17 protein-coding genes and 1 pseudogene are annotated in these 15,179 nt (G+C 45.1%); 6 read left to right on the plus strand and 12 right to left on the minus strand.

Annotation, left to right across the window (positions count from 1 at the left end):
- Positions 1-181 precede the first annotated feature (181 nt).
- Positions 182-835, minus strand: coding sequence for a YkyA family protein (locus BUC05_RS05705; protein ID WP_073304280.1), 654 nt, complete (start codon positions 833-835; stop codon positions 182-184).
- 275 nt (positions 836-1,110) lie between these two features.
- Here BUC05_RS05705 and BUC05_RS22130 point away from each other — a divergent pair.
- The 4 genes and pseudogenes from BUC05_RS22130 to rnjA all read left to right on the plus strand — a co-directional run.
- A pseudogene (locus BUC05_RS22130) lies at positions 1,111-1,188 on the plus strand (YjcZ family sporulation protein); the annotation flags it as partial.
- A 160-nt stretch (positions 1,189-1,348) separates the two neighbouring features.
- Positions 1,349-1,900, plus strand: a complete 552-nt coding sequence (def, locus tag BUC05_RS05715) for a peptide deformylase (protein ID WP_011247266.1) — start codon at positions 1,349-1,351, stop codon at positions 1,898-1,900.
- A 306-nt stretch (positions 1,901-2,206) separates the two neighbouring features.
- Positions 2,207-2,416 carry a DNA-dependent RNA polymerase subunit epsilon gene (locus tag BUC05_RS05720; RefSeq protein WP_011247267.1) on the plus strand — a complete coding sequence of 70 codons (210 nt, stop codon included), beginning with the start codon at positions 2,207-2,209 and terminating at the stop codon, positions 2,414-2,416.
- 2 nt (positions 2,417-2,418) lie between these two features.
- Positions 2,419-4,086 (plus strand): ribonuclease J1, encoded by a 1,668-nt coding sequence (gene rnjA, locus BUC05_RS05725; protein WP_011247268.1) that lies wholly within the window; start codon positions 2,419-2,421, stop codon positions 4,084-4,086.
- A 53-nt stretch (positions 4,087-4,139) separates the two neighbouring features.
- On the opposite strand, the gene BUC05_RS05730 is transcribed toward rnjA, so the two are convergent.
- The 3 genes from BUC05_RS05730 to BUC05_RS05740 form a co-directional block, all read right to left on the minus strand.
- Entirely contained in the window at positions 4,140-4,802 is a 663-nt protein-coding gene (locus tag BUC05_RS05730) for a potassium channel family protein (RefSeq protein ID WP_011247269.1), read from the minus strand.
- Positions 4,803-4,897: 95 nt separating this feature from the next.
- A complete protein-coding gene (locus BUC05_RS05735) occupies positions 4,898-5,356 on the minus strand; it encodes a TlpA disulfide reductase family protein (RefSeq protein WP_279626593.1) in 459 nt (152 codons plus the stop codon).
- A 99-nt stretch (positions 5,357-5,455) separates the two neighbouring features.
- Positions 5,456-6,001 carry a peroxiredoxin gene (locus BUC05_RS05740; RefSeq protein WP_011247271.1) on the minus strand — a complete coding sequence of 182 codons (546 nt, stop codon included), beginning with the start codon at positions 5,999-6,001 and terminating at the stop codon, positions 5,456-5,458.
- A gap of 204 nt (positions 6,002-6,205) precedes the next feature.
- Here BUC05_RS05740 and BUC05_RS05745 point away from each other — a divergent pair, with 204 nt between their 5' ends.
- Positions 6,206-6,985, plus strand: a complete 780-nt coding sequence (locus tag BUC05_RS05745; protein ID WP_063609857.1) for a mechanosensitive ion channel family protein — start codon at positions 6,206-6,208, stop codon at positions 6,983-6,985.
- 29 nt (positions 6,986-7,014) lie between these two features.
- Here BUC05_RS05745 and BUC05_RS05750 read toward each other — a convergent pair whose 3' ends face one another.
- The 8 genes from BUC05_RS05750 to BUC05_RS05785 form a co-directional block, all read right to left on the minus strand.
- A complete protein-coding gene (locus BUC05_RS05750) occupies positions 7,015-7,260 on the minus strand; it encodes a YkuS family protein (RefSeq protein ID WP_011247273.1) in 246 nt (81 codons plus the stop codon).
- A gap of 65 nt (positions 7,261-7,325) precedes the next feature.
- On the minus strand, positions 7,326-8,453 hold the full coding sequence (locus BUC05_RS05755) for an N-acetyldiaminopimelate deacetylase (protein WP_095255566.1): 1,128 nt from the start codon (positions 8,451-8,453) through the stop codon (positions 7,326-7,328).
- Entirely contained in the window at positions 8,447-9,658 is a 1,212-nt protein-coding gene (locus tag BUC05_RS05760) for an aspartate aminotransferase family protein (protein ID WP_073304282.1), read from the minus strand. The genes BUC05_RS05755 and BUC05_RS05760 overlap by 7 nt, the downstream gene beginning before the upstream one ends.
- Before the next feature lie 62 nt (positions 9,659-9,720).
- The gene (gene dapD / locus BUC05_RS05765) at positions 9,721-10,443 is read right to left on the minus strand and encodes a 2,3,4,5-tetrahydropyridine-2,6-dicarboxylate N-acetyltransferase (protein WP_011247276.1); all 723 of its coding nucleotides are present in this window, start codon (positions 10,441-10,443) and stop codon (positions 9,721-9,723) included.
- 60 nt (positions 10,444-10,503) lie between these two features.
- Positions 10,504-11,400, minus strand: a complete 897-nt coding sequence (locus BUC05_RS05770; RefSeq protein WP_035201624.1) for an AEC family transporter — start codon at positions 11,398-11,400, stop codon at positions 10,504-10,506.
- A gap of 196 nt (positions 11,401-11,596) precedes the next feature.
- A complete protein-coding gene (locus BUC05_RS05775; RefSeq protein WP_011247278.1) occupies positions 11,597-12,616 on the minus strand; it encodes an HD-GYP domain-containing protein in 1,020 nt (339 codons plus the stop codon).
- A 237-nt stretch (positions 12,617-12,853) separates the two neighbouring features.
- Entirely contained in the window at positions 12,854-13,954 is a 1,101-nt protein-coding gene (locus BUC05_RS05780) for a mechanosensitive ion channel family protein (RefSeq protein WP_073304284.1), read from the minus strand.
- Positions 13,955-14,014: 60 nt separating this feature from the next.
- Positions 14,015-14,209 carry a hypothetical protein gene (locus BUC05_RS05785; RefSeq protein ID WP_035201630.1) on the minus strand — a complete coding sequence of 65 codons (195 nt, stop codon included), beginning with the start codon at positions 14,207-14,209 and terminating at the stop codon, positions 14,015-14,017.
- A 280-nt stretch (positions 14,210-14,489) separates the two neighbouring features.
- On the opposite strand from BUC05_RS05785, the gene BUC05_RS05790 reads away from it, so the two are divergent.
- Positions 14,490-15,065, plus strand: a complete 576-nt coding sequence (locus tag BUC05_RS05790; protein ID WP_073304286.1) for a copper resistance CopC family protein — start codon at positions 14,490-14,492, stop codon at positions 15,063-15,065.
- Positions 15,066-15,179 lie beyond the last annotated feature (114 nt).

The raw sequence follows: 15,179 nt of genomic DNA on the forward strand, positions 1-15,179 counted from the left end.
AATTGCTTATCAGTAGTACAACTCACCTTATGACATAAGTCTACATGAAAAGGAAACAATGCGTCAATCCTTTTGCTTGCTTTCTTTATTTCTCCCTAAAACAAATGATTAATTAGTAAGAAAATGAAACTGTGTTATACAATATCGAGACGGTGAACTAATACAGATACAAGATGTGCGCTTATTCAAAGCGCACATCTAAATCTGACGCTTCGTAAAATGCTTGTTTTGCGTCGTTGTATGTATTTGTATGTTCATTAAATAAGTCCGTCGCCTCTTGAAACTCCTCATATTTGGCGTTCGTTTCCTCTACTTGGTTTGTTAACGTCTCGACATCAAGGTCTTCTGTTTTTAACAAATTGTAAAGTTGTTCGTCTAGGTCAAGCGTCTCCGCATACACTTCATGCAATTTTTGATAACTTTCATAGCGAGCTTCCATCGCTTCTTTAAGAGTTTGTCCCAATTCAGCAAGCGGTTCCTCTTCCAAAGCAGCGAACGCCTCATTTGCTGCTGAAAATTCTTCGTACCCTTCTTCAATGCTTTGTTTCTCGTTGGCAGACAGTTCTCGCCTTGTTTCGATGGACGCAATCGCCTCATCAGCGAGAGAAACGATTTCTTCGAACTGTTCCATGTCCAGTTCCATTATTTGATTATATAAGTCAGCCTCATGTTCCTCGGCCTGAACGAGCGGTTCTTGCTGCACTTCAAACCCTTCTTTTTCAATTTGCGCAGCATTTTCTAAATGGTCATAAATGGTTTCCGTTACGTTTTCGCCACAGGCAGTCAGCAATAAAATCGATCCTACGCCGATTGTCGCAAGTTTTGTCTTCGACACATTTTCTCCTCCTTCGACGATTTAAGCTTTTTTCGCCTAAATACCACATTATCGGACATGGTCAAATTTGGCAAGATGCTTCAACTATTTTCTGAAAAACTGGGCGAATATCCAATCGTTTATTAGGTGGAGGCATATGATGTGTATTGAATCGCCTAACATATTTGCGATGACGAAAAAGGAGGAATTTTTTTATGGGTTACGGATATGGTGGTTACGGCTACGGCCCTGAAGCTTATGGTGGTTATGGTGGTTATGGTTATGGCTGCGGCGGCTACGGCGGCGGTAGGGGCTTTGCCTTAATTGTCGTTCTGTTTATTCTCTTGATCATTGTCGGCGCATCTTGGTTCGGCTACGGCGGCGAAGAACAGTGCGGCCCAGTAGGCCCAGGACCTGGCCCTCACAAATAACGCAAGCCATATGTGCGAGCAGCCTGTCGTCTGCTCGCTTTTTCTACTTGCGCCTGCTACTGAATATCCTTAAACTATATAGAGAAAATAAGGAGTGGTACATATGATTACGATGGACGACATTGTTCGCGAAGGCAATCCAATTTTACGTAAAGTCGCTGAGCCGGTCGAATTGCCATTAACAGATGAAGACAAGCAAACATTGGTCGACATGCTCGAGTTTATTAAAAACAGCCAAGACCCTGAAATCGCGGAAAAATACGGGCTCCGTCCTGGCGTAGGCTTAGCTGCGCCACAAATCGGCATTTCTAAACGGCTATTTGCCATCCATGCCACAGATGAAAACGGCAACCTCTACAGCATGGGAATCGCCAATCCGAAAGTCGTTAGCCATTCTGTTGAAACCAATGAACTTGAAAATGGCGAAGGTTGTCTCTCTGTTGACCGTGACGTTCCCGGCCTTGTGCCTCGGCGTGCCCGTTTAACGATCACTGGAGTCGACCATGAAGGCAACGACGTGCGTATGCGCTTGCGGGGATATATTGCCATTGTTTTTCAACATGAGTTGGATCATTTAGACGGCATTATGTTTTACGACCGAATTGAGGGACTCGAAGACCCTTTCAAAAAACCATTGCCTGGATTTGCGCTTTAACAGCTGCCAACAATTCCCTCGATTCTTCAATGCCTACGTGCATACACTACATGTACAAGGGCATTGAAAAGGAGTGGAACGGGATGTTAAGAAAGTGGCGGAAAAAACTAGTCAAAGGTTGCCGAAACCTCCTGCCGAAGTCATTATTGCTTGACGTTTAATGAATGTCGAACTTGGAAAAACTAAGAAAGCCAGCCTTTCAATCAGGTTGGCTTTTTATCATTGCAGCAGGGAATAAAGGAAACCATTCAAATATAAGCGAACTTCTATTATAATGGAAGGACTACATTTAAAGGAGAGGTAAGAATGATTTTTAAAGTTTACTATCAAGAAGATGCCGCGCAGATGCCTGTACGGGAACGGACAAAGTCATTGTACATAGAAGGCGAAAGCGAAGCAGACGTCCGCCTTAAGTTGGCCAAGCAAAACTTCAACATTGAATACGTAACAGCTGTAACTGGAGCATATTTAGAATATGAGCAGGCAAACAGCGACTTTAAGGTCGTGAACATCTAACCATGAAACAAGTAAAAAACAACCAAACAGCTGTTTTCGCTTTAGGCGGCTTAGGCGAAATTGGCAAAAATACGTACGGTGTTCAGTTCCAAGACGAAATTATTCTTATTGATGCTGGAATTATGTTTCCTCAAGACGAGCTTCTTGGCATCGATTATGTCATTCCCGACTATACGTACTTAATCAAAAATCGGGACAAAATCAAAGGCTTGTTTATTACCCATGGCCATGAAGACCATATCGGCGGAATTCCTTATTTGTTGCGGGAAATCAACATTGATGTCTATGGCGGCAAGCTTGCACTCGGCCTCTTAAAAGGAAAACTTGAAGAACACGGCTTGCTACGCAGCGCTAAGCTTCACGAGATTGCAGAAGACCAAGTCGTCAAATTCACGAAAACATCGGTGTCGTTTTTCCGGACAACCCATAGCATTCCTGACTCATACGGCGTTGTTGTCAAAACGCCACCAGGAAACATTGTCCATACAGGCGATTTTAAATTTGACTTTACTCCTGTTGGCGAACCGGCAAATTTAACGAAAATGGCGAAAATCGGCGATGAAGGCGTACTTTGCTTGCTGTCTGACAGCACCAATAGCGAAATTCCGACTTTTACAATGTCCGAACGAAAAGTAGGCGAAAGCATCAACAACGTTTTCCAAAAAGTCGATGGGCGCATTATTTTTGCAACGTTCGCTTCGAATATCCATCGCTTGCAACAAGTGATCCAGGCCGCAGTTGACTACGGCCGCAAAGTATGTGTATTTGGCCGTAGCATGGAATCAGCCATTACCATTGGCCAAGAGCTTGGCTACATCAATGCGCCTAAACATACGTTCATTGAGCACTCACAGTTAAACAAACTCCCTGATAACAAAGTAACGATTCTTTGTACAGGAAGCCAAGGTGAACCGATGGCAGCCCTATCACGGATAGCTTTTGGAACACACCGCCAAATTCAAATTATTCCAGGGGATACGGTTGTGTTTTCTTCTTCGCCAATTCCAGGAAACACGCTTAGCGTTGGAAAAATCATCAACCAACTATACCGTGTTGGCGCAAATGTCATCCATGGCCCACTTAGTGATATCCATACTTCTGGGCACGGCGGGCAGGAAGAACAGAAACTGATGTTGCGGCTTATGAAACCGCAATACTTCTTACCCATCCATGGCGAATATCGGATGCTGCGCACTCATAACCGCCTCGCTCAAGACTGTGGCGTTAAAGAAGAAAACTGTTTTATTATGGATAACGGCGATGTTCTCGCGCTCCATCCTAATGAAGCAGGGGTCGTCGGCAAAATTCCGTCTGGCTCTGTTTATGTGGATGGGAATGGCATCGGCGATATTGGCAATATTGTGCTTCGTGACCGCCGAATTCTCTCAGAGGAAGGCTTAGTCATCGTTGTCGTTAGCTTAGATATGAAGGAATTCAAAGTCACAGCTGGGCCAGATATCATTTCCCGCGGTTTTGTGTACATGAGGGAATCAGGCGATTTGATTCATGAAGCCCAAAAAATGCTCGCTAAACATTTAAACAGCGTCATGGAAAAGAAAACGTCTCAGTGGTCTGAAATTAAAAACGAAATGACCGAGCTTCTCGGACCATTTTTGTACGAGCGTACGAAACGCAAACCGATGATTTTGCCGATTATCATGGAAGTATAACAACAAGCCTGCTGACAATGAAAGCCATTGTCAGCAGGCTTGTTTAGCAGCTATTAGTTGGCAATAAAGTCTTTTTCAAATGCATAAATGGCTTTTTTTGGCCCGAGCAAAACAAGTACGTCCTCTGCTTGAATCACTTCATTGGCCTGAGGAGCAGCCATCAACCTCCCTTGCCTGCGGATAGCAATAATCGTACAGCCGTAAAGGGCGCGTATGTTAAGATCTTGTATCGTCTGCCCTATAAGTGAAGGCGTTGCTACTGCTTCAATGATCGTATCCTGAGACGATAGCTCGATGTAATCGACAATGTTGGCGGATAAAAGGTGATGGGCAAGCCGCGCGCCCATTTCCCGTTCAGGATGAAGGACGCGGTGGGCGCCGATTTTTTTCAACACTTTTTCGTGATGATCGGTTTCTGCTTTTACACAAATGTGTTTAACGCCCATTTCGCTTAATAATAACGTTGCCAAAATACTCGCTTCAATGTCATTGCCGATTGCAACTACAACATGCTCATACAACGGGATGTCTAGTTCCCTTAATACTTGCTCGTCTGTAGCATTGGCGATCACCACTTGTGTGGCAATGTCACGAAATTCGTCTGCCTTGGTTCGGTCGCTATCAATGGCCAGTACATCAGCGCCTTGCTCCACTAACTCTTTGGTGACACTTCCTCCGAAGCGTCCTAAGCCGATAATCGCAAACTGTTTTTTCATAATGGCCCTCCGCTGCTCAATCGTAACTTGACTGTACCAAACAATCGGCCAATAAGCAAAGACGCCCCTCCTTAAAAAGAGGCGCGCGTCTTTGCTTATTTTTCTTCTTTAATGCCGAGTACTCGGTTCACACGTTTGGTCAGCATTTTCATGCCGCCGCCTCCTGCTTGGAAGTGGCGCAGCTGCCCTTCTTTATCGAACACGTAGTAAGCTGGCACATATTCATTTTCAAAAGCATCTGTCAGCTTATGTTCACTATCAACAAAGATTGGTTGAGTGATCCCATGCTCATCGGCAACTTGTTTGATCTCATCAATGTTCAAGTCTTTTTCAGACCGCGGCATATGGACAGCAATGACATTTAGCTCGTCTTTGTATTGGTCACGAAATTCATTGACATTTGGCATTGCCTCTTTACACAAGCCACAGCTAATGGACCAAAAGTGGATGAGCGTTGGTTTGTCGCCAATTAAGTCCCCTTTCGCTACTTCTCCATTCAGCCATTCAGTCGCGCCTGTCAATTCTGGCATTTCCGACCGTAGTTTCAAAGCCATCTCGTTTCCCTCCTGTATAAAAAGCGCACACGCTCGAAACTTATTCTTTTTCCGAAAAACAAAGGCCTAACAACACGCTAGGCCCTTGCCACTATTCCTTTAAAGCGTAGCTTGTCCAGGCTTCCAGTTTGCTGGGCAAAGTCCGCCAGTTTGTAACGCTTGTAGCACGCGCAACGTTTCATCAACGTCACGGCCGATGTTGTTGTGGTTCACTACAGAATACATCAATTCACCTTCTGGGCTAATGATGAACAACCCACGTAGCGCCACACCTTCATCTTCAATTAACACACCATACTCTCTTGAAATGGCATGGTTTGTGTCAGCAGCAAGTGGATAAGCCAAGTCGCCTAATCCATTGTCATCACGTGACGTATTAATCCACGCTTTGTGTGTATGGATCGTGTCTGTAGAAACACCAATTACTTCAGCGTCCAAGTCTTCAAATTCGTCGTAGCGGTCGCTCAACGCCGTAATTTCAGTCGGACAAACGAACGTGAAATCCATTGGATAAAAGAATAACACTGTCCATTTGTCATTTTTCATATTTTCTTCTAAGCTAACTTTACCAAATTCTTTGTTTGGCAACACTGCGTCCATTTCAAAACGAGGTGCTTGTTTGCCAACCATACGTTTTTCAGTCATAAGTCTAACTCCTCCTTTGCAAATCCAATACAATCATTATTATAACGGGCTTGCTTTTTGGAGTCAATGTTAATTGAGAATGAATTTAATCTAGAAACATAAATCTTCACATTCCTGCCTTACTTACATAGCGGTCTTTGAAAGATTTGTCGATTTATGCTATTCTCAACAAAGCAATGATATTGAGGAAGGAGCGGGTTATCAGTGAACAGTACTATTAACGAATGGCTTTCCCATCCGCTTGTGCATACCGTTTGGAAAATTGCGCTTGTGGTCGTCATTTTTTTCATCGTCCGCGCCTTAGGGCGTAAACTGATCGCCGGGGCATTTAACCGTTCTATCCGCGCCTCACAAGCTCGACTGAAAACGTTAAAAAGCCTGACTCAAAATGTATTTTCTTATGTGTTGTTGTTTATTGTAGCAATGACGATCTTAGAAATACTCGGTTTCAATTTAGGGCCGATTTTAGCTGGTGCAGGTGTTGTAGGGCTTGCCGTTGGTTTCGGCGCACAAGGCCTTGTAAGCGATGTGGTGACTGGCTTTTTCTTATTGTTAGAACGTCAGCTTGAAGTCGGCGATTATGTGACTGCGGGCGGGGTGGAAGGGATTGTCGAGGAACTCGGCTTCCGCACGACGTTGATTCGCGGTTTTGACGGTACACTCCACTACGTGCCAAACCGCAACATTGCCAATGTGGACAACCATTCCCGCGGCAATATGCGTGCCCTCGTCGACATTTCCATCCCAGCTGGGCAAAAATTAGACGAATCGCTAGCAATGGTGAAAGAGGCACTAGAAAACTTTAGCCATCCAGCTATTGTATCTGGCCCTGACGTGTTAGGCGTCGAAAGCGACGATTTAGCGACGACGACAATCCGTGTGATTGCCAAAACGGATAATATGGAGCAATGGGCAGTGGAACGCGAAATCCGCCAAGCGATCCGGCAACGATACGATGCCTTTTCACAATCAGAAAATGAATAAAAAAAATACCAGCAAAAGCTGGTATTTTTTTAGTGTTGAGTCACAATTTCGTCGACACGTTGGCCGATTTCTTCTGCACTTAAACCTTCTGCGTGGATAATGCTCATTTGCCCAGGAACACTGATGCCGGCAACATCCGCATTTCTTCCAGAAACAATACAGCATTCGCAGTCTTGCCCGTCTTGTTCATTTTCAATTTGTACAACTTCATAGCCTTTAGACTGAAGCTCTTGCTGTACATCTGACAAATTGGATTGTACCCCTATTTTAGCCATATGGCACCCCCTCGTTTATTTCCACATTAGTATGCGCTGCAAACGAAGGCTTTATACCATGCTTATTAGCGGGGCTTTTTCGCGCTTAAAAAGGCGACCATATGCTCGATGGCAATCCCAATCGCTTCTTCGCTTGGTTGCAGGCGGCTATCATGCAAGCCGTACGGGCTATCAACGCCAAGCCAAAACATGACGCCGGGGTATTGTTTTAAAAAGTAGCCAAAATCCTCCCCTGTCATTGCTTCTTCTGCCTCTACAAACGTAATGCCTTTTCGTGTTTTTGAGAAAGCGGCAAACGCTTCTGCCAATTCTGGGTCATTGTAGACTTCGCAGTAATTGGAGCCGTAATCAATCGCAATCTTGCACGCAAAACTTGCCTCTATCCCAGCAGCAATCGCTTCAAGCCTGCTTTTGACAACTTCCATTGATGCCATCGACAGCGTCCGAATCGTCCCTTCTAACCGGGCCGTTGCGGCAATGACATTCTGTTTCGTGCCTCCTGCTATAACGCCGAGTGTTACAACTGCTGAATCAAGAGGATCAATGTTGCGTGCGACGACCGTTTGCACTTGTGTAACAAAATGGGCACAAGCAACCACCATATCGTTCGCTGTATGGGGATAAGCCGCATGCCCGCCTTTGCCCTGAAAATCAATAAAAAGCTCAGATGTATTGGCAAACAATAACCCTGGTTTCGTGGCGATTGACCCGACAGGAAGGTTCGGGTCAATATGGAGTGCATAAATTTCATCGGGCTGCCAAGCACCTAGTACATCTGCTTCTATAATCGGTTTTGCTCCTCCTGGCCCTTCTTCTGCCGGTTGAAAAATAAACAGCAAATGGCATTCTGGTTCGTGGCTGGCAAAATGGTCTAGCAAGCCAAGGGCAATCGTCATATGGAAGTCATGCCCACAAGCATGCATCGCTCCTTCATGCTTAGAGGCAAATGAATAGCCTGTTTCCTCGGTAATAGGCAGCCCGTCCATATCGGCTCTATAGGCAATCGTATAGTCTTGTCTGCCTTCGACGCGGACAAACACGGCTGTTTTCCACGTTTTGATTTGCAGGCGCGTTTGCTCCATGTTTGAAATGGTGTCTAAAAGGAGTTGTTGTGTTTTAAATTCGTTAAATCCGAGTTCAGGAATTTGATGAAAAGCACGCCGTATGTGAATGAGATCGTTCATCTTCATGATGCCACCACTCCGTCAATTTGCGCCAATGCGTTGCGGAAGTGGCCAGCAAACGTGTCGACTTCGGCTTTTGTAAGCGTAAGTGGCGGAAGCAAACGAACGATCGTTTGTTGGGTGACGTCAATGAGCACCCCTTGTTCCATCATCATTTGTTGAAGTTTTTTCGTGTTTTCCGCCGTTAATTTGGTCGGCAAGCCAATCATCATCCCTTTGCCGCGGAACGCTTCTAAAATGTTTGGAAATTCCCGTTGCAACTTTGTTAATGTATCATGCAAGTAGGCTGCTGTTTGTTGGCTAGCAGTGAGGACGCCTTGTTGCTGGAGCACACGGAGCACGGCAAGGCCGAGCGCACAGCTTAATGGCGAAGGAGCAAACGTCGTACCGTGGTCCCCAGGGGAGAACAACCCGCTCCAATCCTGCTTGACAATGATGCCACCAAGTGGCAGCCCTCCGCCTACTCCTTTTGCAAACAGGACAACGTCTGGGCTTAAGTCGGCATGCATGTAGGCAAACAACTTGCCTGTGCGCCCCATACCCGTTTGGATTTCGTCCATGCAAAATAGCATGCCTTCCTGATTACATAACGCCTGTGCTTCTTGTAAAAATGAATGGGATAATGGGATGACTCCCCCTGAGCCAAGCACCGGTTCCATAAGCAGTGCAGCAGGCTTGTTCTTTTTGATGACTGCTCGCAACTCATCGACATTTTCCCTCTCCACTTCATAGACAGGCAAATCATGTTTCGGAAAGTCTTGGTAGACGCCTTTTTGCCGCGTTAGTTTTAACGCGCCTAACGTTCGGCCATGAAAACTATTTTTTAAAACGACAATGCCTCGTTTCGCTGTCTTTTGTGCCATGCTCCATTTATGGATCAACTTAACAGCCGCCTCTGTCGCTTCAGCGCCGGAATTCGCAAAAAACACTTTGCCGCCAAGCGTAGCCTCACTCAGTTGTTCGGCAAGCTCAACCGCCGGCTTGTTTACATACAAGTTGGAAATATGCAGAAATTTTTGACCTTGTTCTTGAAGAGCCTTTATCACTTCAGGGTGAGAGTGGCCAACCACATTGACAGCAAGACCTGTAATTAAGTCTAAATAGGATTTGCCATTCTCATCAATTAAATAATTGCCTTCTCCCCGGTCTATAACAAGGGGCAACCGCCCATACGTCCCCATAATCGCCGCGTTATCCCGCGCAATCCAGTCCACTACCAATCCACTCCTTTTTTATGAAAACAGCTTTGCCTAAGGGCAAAGCTGCACACGATACGTTATTGGTCTTCATTTAAACGGCGAAGCTCCAGCTTTATTTCCGTTTTGCCTTTTGTTTTCTCATCAATTTCTTTAATCACGCGTGCTGGCGTCCCAGCAACTACTGTATTGGCAGGAACGTCTTCTGTTACAATCGCACCAGCTGCTACTACAGCACCAGCGCCTACACGGACACCTTCTAAAATGACGGCATTTGCGCCGATGACAACGCCGTCCTCAATGATAACAGGAGAAGCTGATGGTGGCTCGATAACACCAGCCAACACAGCACCAGCACCAACGTGACAATTTTTCCCGACAGTCGCACGCCCGCCAAGGACAGCATTCATGTCAATCATTGTTCCTTCGCCAATGACAGCGCCGATATTAATGCTTGCCCCCATCATAATAACGGCCCCTTTTCCAATTTCCACTTGGTCGCGAATAATGGCGCCTGGTTCAATTCGCGCTTCTACTCCTTTTAAATCGAGGAGCGGAATTGCTGAATAGCGGCGGTCATTCTCAACAACAGTATCTTCAATCAACGCAGCATTTTCGTTAAGGACAGCTTCAATCTCGCTCCATTCGCCAAAGACCACGCCCGTGTTGCCATTTATAAATGACTGCACGCCTTCGCCAAAGGAAAGGTTGTCAAGTTGACCCTTTATGTAAACTTTTACAGGAGTTTTCTTTTCAGATTTAGAAATAAACTCAATAATTTCGTTTGCATCCATCATTTTCATGTATGTAGCCTCCTTTGTTCTGTCATTATGATAAAGTGTCACGCTTAAAATTGCAATGGACTAGCTTAAAATCGCTAGAAAGAACGTCAGTGAAAACAAACTGACAAGTGTGGTGACGAGCGTAATCGAGGAGACAAGTTTTGGTTCTGAATCAAACTGGACCGCATACATCACGATTGTGGCCGCGCTTGGCATTGCCGCCGATATAATCAACACTTTGCTAAGGATTTCGCTAATAGGCAAAAAGGAAACGATCACAAACGCGACAACAGGGGAAATCGCCATCCGTATGACTGTCGCAACGGTCAGCTTTTCCCACGCAAACCCACGCAATGGAATCATTGCTAGTTGCATCCCTAAAATTAACATTACCGTCGGAATGGCCGCCTCCGCGACGATATCAATCGGTTGAAAGAGGTTTGGCGGCAGTGCGACGCCACCTACATTGAGTCCGAGTGCTAGAACCGTTGCATACGTTGCTGGCATTTTTAAAACCGCTAACACGGCCCCTTTCATAGCGGCTTTGCCTCTAGCTGCGTAATACACGCCGAAAATATTCATGATAATCGATTGCAACACCATAAATGAAACAGCGAGGTCAAAGGCACCCTCGCCATAAGCAAATAATATAATCGGCGTTCCGTAATTCCCTACATTCATAAAGGAAGTGGCTAAGATCATCCCGCTTTCTTCACTGAGACTTAGTTTGCGCAGTTTTGCATACCCTTTTGTAATGACAATTAACGACGCAAGCAAGAGAAGGGCAAACAAGGCCATATAGGCATATTGGGCGTCAAGATTCCCAGTATAAAAAGTACGAAAAACGAGGCACGGCGTCATAATATAAATCGCTACAGACGACACCGAACGTATGTCGAGCATAAACGCCCGCTGCAGCAAAAAACCTGCTGCAAAAATGGAACAAACGGGCAATACGACTTGCAAAAAAATCCCCATCAGAACACCTTCCTTAAAAACAAAAAACGAACGAAAACGTCCGTTTGCCTCGCTCTTATGCTTTAGAATAGTTGTGGCACAGGCAAGAAAACGTATTGCCCATAAACACGTTTCTTCGCATCTCCCCTCGCCATAAGCGCTCAGTCTGCGTGTGTTGCCAACGTTGTCAGCAACACACACGAACGAACACTTTCGTTTAAGAGATAATTTCCTCAATAAACACCGTATTCTCTTGAGCCAAATCAATCGTTTGCACTGTAATTTGTTGTCCTCCATTATTCGTATGCAAAATATGAATAACAGGGCGTTGCGGCAAACCGCTATTTTGGCTTACAACAATGCCGTGCAAGCCGTTGGACAACACGACTTGGCTTCCAGTTGGATAAAGGGCCACGCTCCGCAAAAAGTCATTCATAAACACATGGCTAAAACGTTTATTCGTAAAAGCCAACATAAATTCGCATGCTTCCCCAGGTTCCATTAATGCTTCTCCGTTACGCCGGTGGGTCAAATGGTCAAACGCGTTGGCGATCGCTACAATTTGCGCAAATTCATGGACAGCCGAAGCAGCCACTTTGCGGGGATGGCCTGTTTGCGAAAAGTCCTCATGGTGGCATAAGGCAACATGGGCGACAACTTTGCCAAACTCAGCGACCGTTTTCAAAAAGTTGTATCCTCTCCACGTATGGTCTGAACCATGCACAACGCCAGGCTCGTCATAGGATGCAGGCAGCACTTTTCCGATATCATGAAGCAGAGCAGAAATCGCCAGTTGCTCTAGCTTTTTATCTGAATACCCGTGCCGGGCACCGATCGTAGTCGAAATAAGGCCAACCATAAGCGCGTGGGCATAAAGAGAATCGCTTCCGTTTCGAATAAACTGAAGAAATTCCTGTGCTTTGGCGGTTTCCACTACTTTTTCCATCACCGCTAACACACGCTCTTTCCACTCCTCTTCCCCATAGCCAATAAAACGAAGGGAATCTTCTTCAAAAATAGAATCGATTTGCGTTTTAGGAGACGCCGCCTCCTCTTCAAAATTGCTTTCCTCTGGAAGATCAAGGGGCACTATATGGACACCAAATTTTCGCAATCTTGCAATATGGTTAGCTGTTAAAGAAGCCCCTTTACTTAGCAGAACCTGGCCGTCCATGGAAAATATCTCTTTCCCAAGGGATGCGCCAGGCAAAACATCTTCAATGTTGACATACCTCATACAAAGATACACCTGGCATCGCAACCAGGCCCCTCCTCTTTTTCAAATTACGTCACGAATGATTGCCTTTTCATTATAACGAACTCTTGTCCCGAAAGAAAGGGGAAACGCTAAAACGCCCTTCGGTAAAGGCATCTAAGCTAAAAAACCTTGCTGTTAGGCAAGGTTTCAAACTATAGACGAACGCTCGCATCCTTCATTGCTCCCCTCGGCTCCAAGCGTTCTCTATTCGTTCGGCTAAGATGATTCGCCAGCTTTTTGAAACTGTTCATCATCTTGTTGATCTAACACAACAATTGGCTTTAAGACAGATATTCCTTCGTCCTTTAAAATATCGAGAATGTCGTAGTTAATTTCCTGTTTAATCTCATGCCATTCAGACCAAGCGACTGTTTTCGTAAAGTAATATACAAAAATGTTATAGCTCGATTCACCAAATTCGTCAAAATAAACCATGACTGTATCTTGGACAACGCCAGGATGGTTAAGAATCCGTTCGCGAATCTCCTCCACGGCTCTTTGCAACTCGAATCTTGTTGCTTCTTGACCGACGCCTATCGAATAGTTTACACGCCGCATATTCATTTCCGACCAGTTGGTAATTGCTTCGTTAGACAACGTTTTGTTCGGGACAATCACCACCGCATCCGCAAACGTGCGGATTTTCGTGCTACGAAACGTGATGTCTTCTACAACGCCTTCAACAGATGGCGTAGAAATCCAATCCCCTTTTTTAAAAGGCTTTTCCAAAATAATAACTACACCGCCGAACAAATTGGCAACCGTTTCTTGGGCAGCTAACGCAAATGCTAATCCGCCAAGACCAAGGCCAGCGATAAATCCGTTTACGTTCACGCCCATCGCTGACAAGCAAGCAACGATTGTCAAAGCAATCACTACGAAACGAAGAATGTTTGAAATAAAGGGAACGAGCATATGGTCGTCTCTTAAATGCAATTTTTGTTTGGCAAACGCCATAAATGTCCCATGAGTGGAAACATAATTATAGAGCCCCCAACCGCCAAGCACAATCAATACACTGCCATAAACGTTGTTTAGTAAGGCCAGTTCTCTCATATTGATGCCCAGCGCATTTAAAGCAACGTAAGTGCCGATCACGATAAAAAAGACACGCAACGGCCGCTCAAACGAAAGGAGCAGCTGCGTTAAAAGAGACACATTGGTTTTTTTCGCAGTCGCTAAAATGACTTTAAACAAATACTTCGTGAATAGTTTGCGAAACAGGAGAAAAATAAGAAACAGCCCGATTGCTGTGAGCAGGTTCATCCACGGAAACTCAATCAAATAGTCCGTTATGTTCTTCCAGATGGTGTTCATGGCAAAAACCTCTCTTAACAAAATGTACCGCTTCATTTTAACATGATCTAGTGGACGAGGCTATTGCAAGAGTTGCCGTAGCAGCTTGCCAATGTGCGAGCTAGTTACTAGCCCATCGCTATCCAGCGGGTAAAACTCATTTGAAAATTCTTCGTTTCGAGGCACTGCCTGTCGTTTGATTGCCTCCTTTCGGCTTGCCCACTTGACAGCCAAATAGAAAGACACAACCGCTGCCGCCACCCACTGCCGTTTCACAGACATCCCCCTTTCCGATCCAGATGGAAGTAGCTTGCGCGTAAAAACAATCGTTTATGTGAACAGGAGATTGGCGGCTGACAGAAGCACGGTCCCTTATGAACGGGTTAACATTTGTCTATACTATGGTTATTAAGCGAAATGACCGCCTAGCTTGCATACAAGTTGTTAGTCCATTTACATTGTGAACAATTTATAAACAACGGCTAATTTCATTAAGTGCTCACAATTTCTTGTTATACTAACATCGCACTTAAAGATGAATGGAGGATATTCTTACATGTTTTTTAAACGGTTAAGTCTTGCAGTTTTTCTGTTGTTGCCATTGTTTGTTTTCCCACTCACAGCCGGGGCACACTCCCATTTTCAATCGTCAACACCTGGTGAAAATGAAGAAGTCAATGAACCTGTTACGGAAGTCCAAGTTTCTTTTGATGGCGGAATTGGCACAGCGGATATGACGATCACAAACACCGACACAGATGAAGAGGCAGCGATCGAGTCCATTGATGTAGATAACACATCGATGACAGCGATTTTGCAGGAACCTCTAAGCAATGGGGCATACACCGTTGAATGGCAAAACATTGGCGACGACGGCCATTCTTTGGATGGATCTTTTTCGTTTCAAGTAAATGCAGAGGAAGAAACAACTCCTGAGGATGAAAGCATAGCGGAAGAAAATGCCGCAAACGAAAACGAAGTGAAGCAAGATCGTGACCACGAAGCAAGTGGACCAGGAGAGGATGAAACAAACACAGCTGGCACGTCTGTTCTTTGGCTTTCTATCATTATTGCTGGCCTTTTTATTGTAGCGCTCGTCATTTTTACCGTGTTACGCAAACGCAAATCATAAAAATGACTCGGGCGGTTAGAAAACACTCGTCAAACAATGACGTATGGGAGTGTTTGTCTACAGTCTGAGCCAACCAAACAGCAAAAAAATTTTCTGCGTGATTCCAGTGCTTTT

This window comes from Shouchella rhizosphaerae (assembly GCF_900142675.1).
GTDB classification, from domain to species: domain Bacteria; phylum Bacillota; class Bacilli; order Bacillales; family Bacillaceae_D; genus Shouchella; species Shouchella rhizosphaerae.

Bases quoted from the DNA above. Each gene is read 5' to 3' on its own strand.
- BUC05_RS05720 (WP_011247267.1), top strand. From the start codon at position 2,207: ATGATTTTTAAAGTTTACTATCAAGAAGATGCCGCGCAGATGCCTGTA.
- BUC05_RS05735 (WP_279626593.1), bottom strand. From the start codon at position 5,356: ATGGCTTTGAAACTACGGTCGGAAATGCCAGAATTGACAGGCGCGACT.
- BUC05_RS05750 (WP_011247273.1), bottom strand. From the start codon at position 7,260: ATGGCTAAAATAGGGGTACAATCCAATTTGTCAGATGTACAGCAAGAG.
- BUC05_RS05730 (WP_011247269.1), bottom strand. From the start codon at position 4,802: ATGAAAAAACAGTTTGCGATTATCGGCTTAGGACGCTTCGGAGGAAGT.
- BUC05_RS05775 (WP_011247278.1), bottom strand. From the start codon at position 12,616: ATGAGGTATGTCAACATTGAAGATGTTTTGCCTGGCGCATCCCTTGGG.
- def (WP_011247266.1), top strand. From the start codon at position 1,349: ATGATTACGATGGACGACATTGTTCGCGAAGGCAATCCAATTTTACGT.
- BUC05_RS05790 (WP_073304286.1), top strand. From the start codon at position 14,490: ATGTTTTTTAAACGGTTAAGTCTTGCAGTTTTTCTGTTGTTGCCATTG.
- BUC05_RS05770 (WP_035201624.1), bottom strand. From the start codon at position 11,400: ATGGGGATTTTTTTGCAAGTCGTATTGCCCGTTTGTTCCATTTTTGCA.
- rnjA (WP_011247268.1), top strand. From the start codon at position 2,419: ATGAAACAAGTAAAAAACAACCAAACAGCTGTTTTCGCTTTAGGCGGC.
- BUC05_RS05740 (WP_011247271.1), bottom strand. From the start codon at position 6,001: ATGACTGAAAAACGTATGGTTGGCAAACAAGCACCTCGTTTTGAAATG.
- BUC05_RS05780 (WP_073304284.1), bottom strand. From the start codon at position 13,954: ATGAACACCATCTGGAAGAACATAACGGACTATTTGATTGAGTTTCCG.
- dapD (WP_011247276.1), bottom strand. From the start codon at position 10,443: ATGAAAATGATGGATGCAAACGAAATTATTGAGTTTATTTCTAAATCT.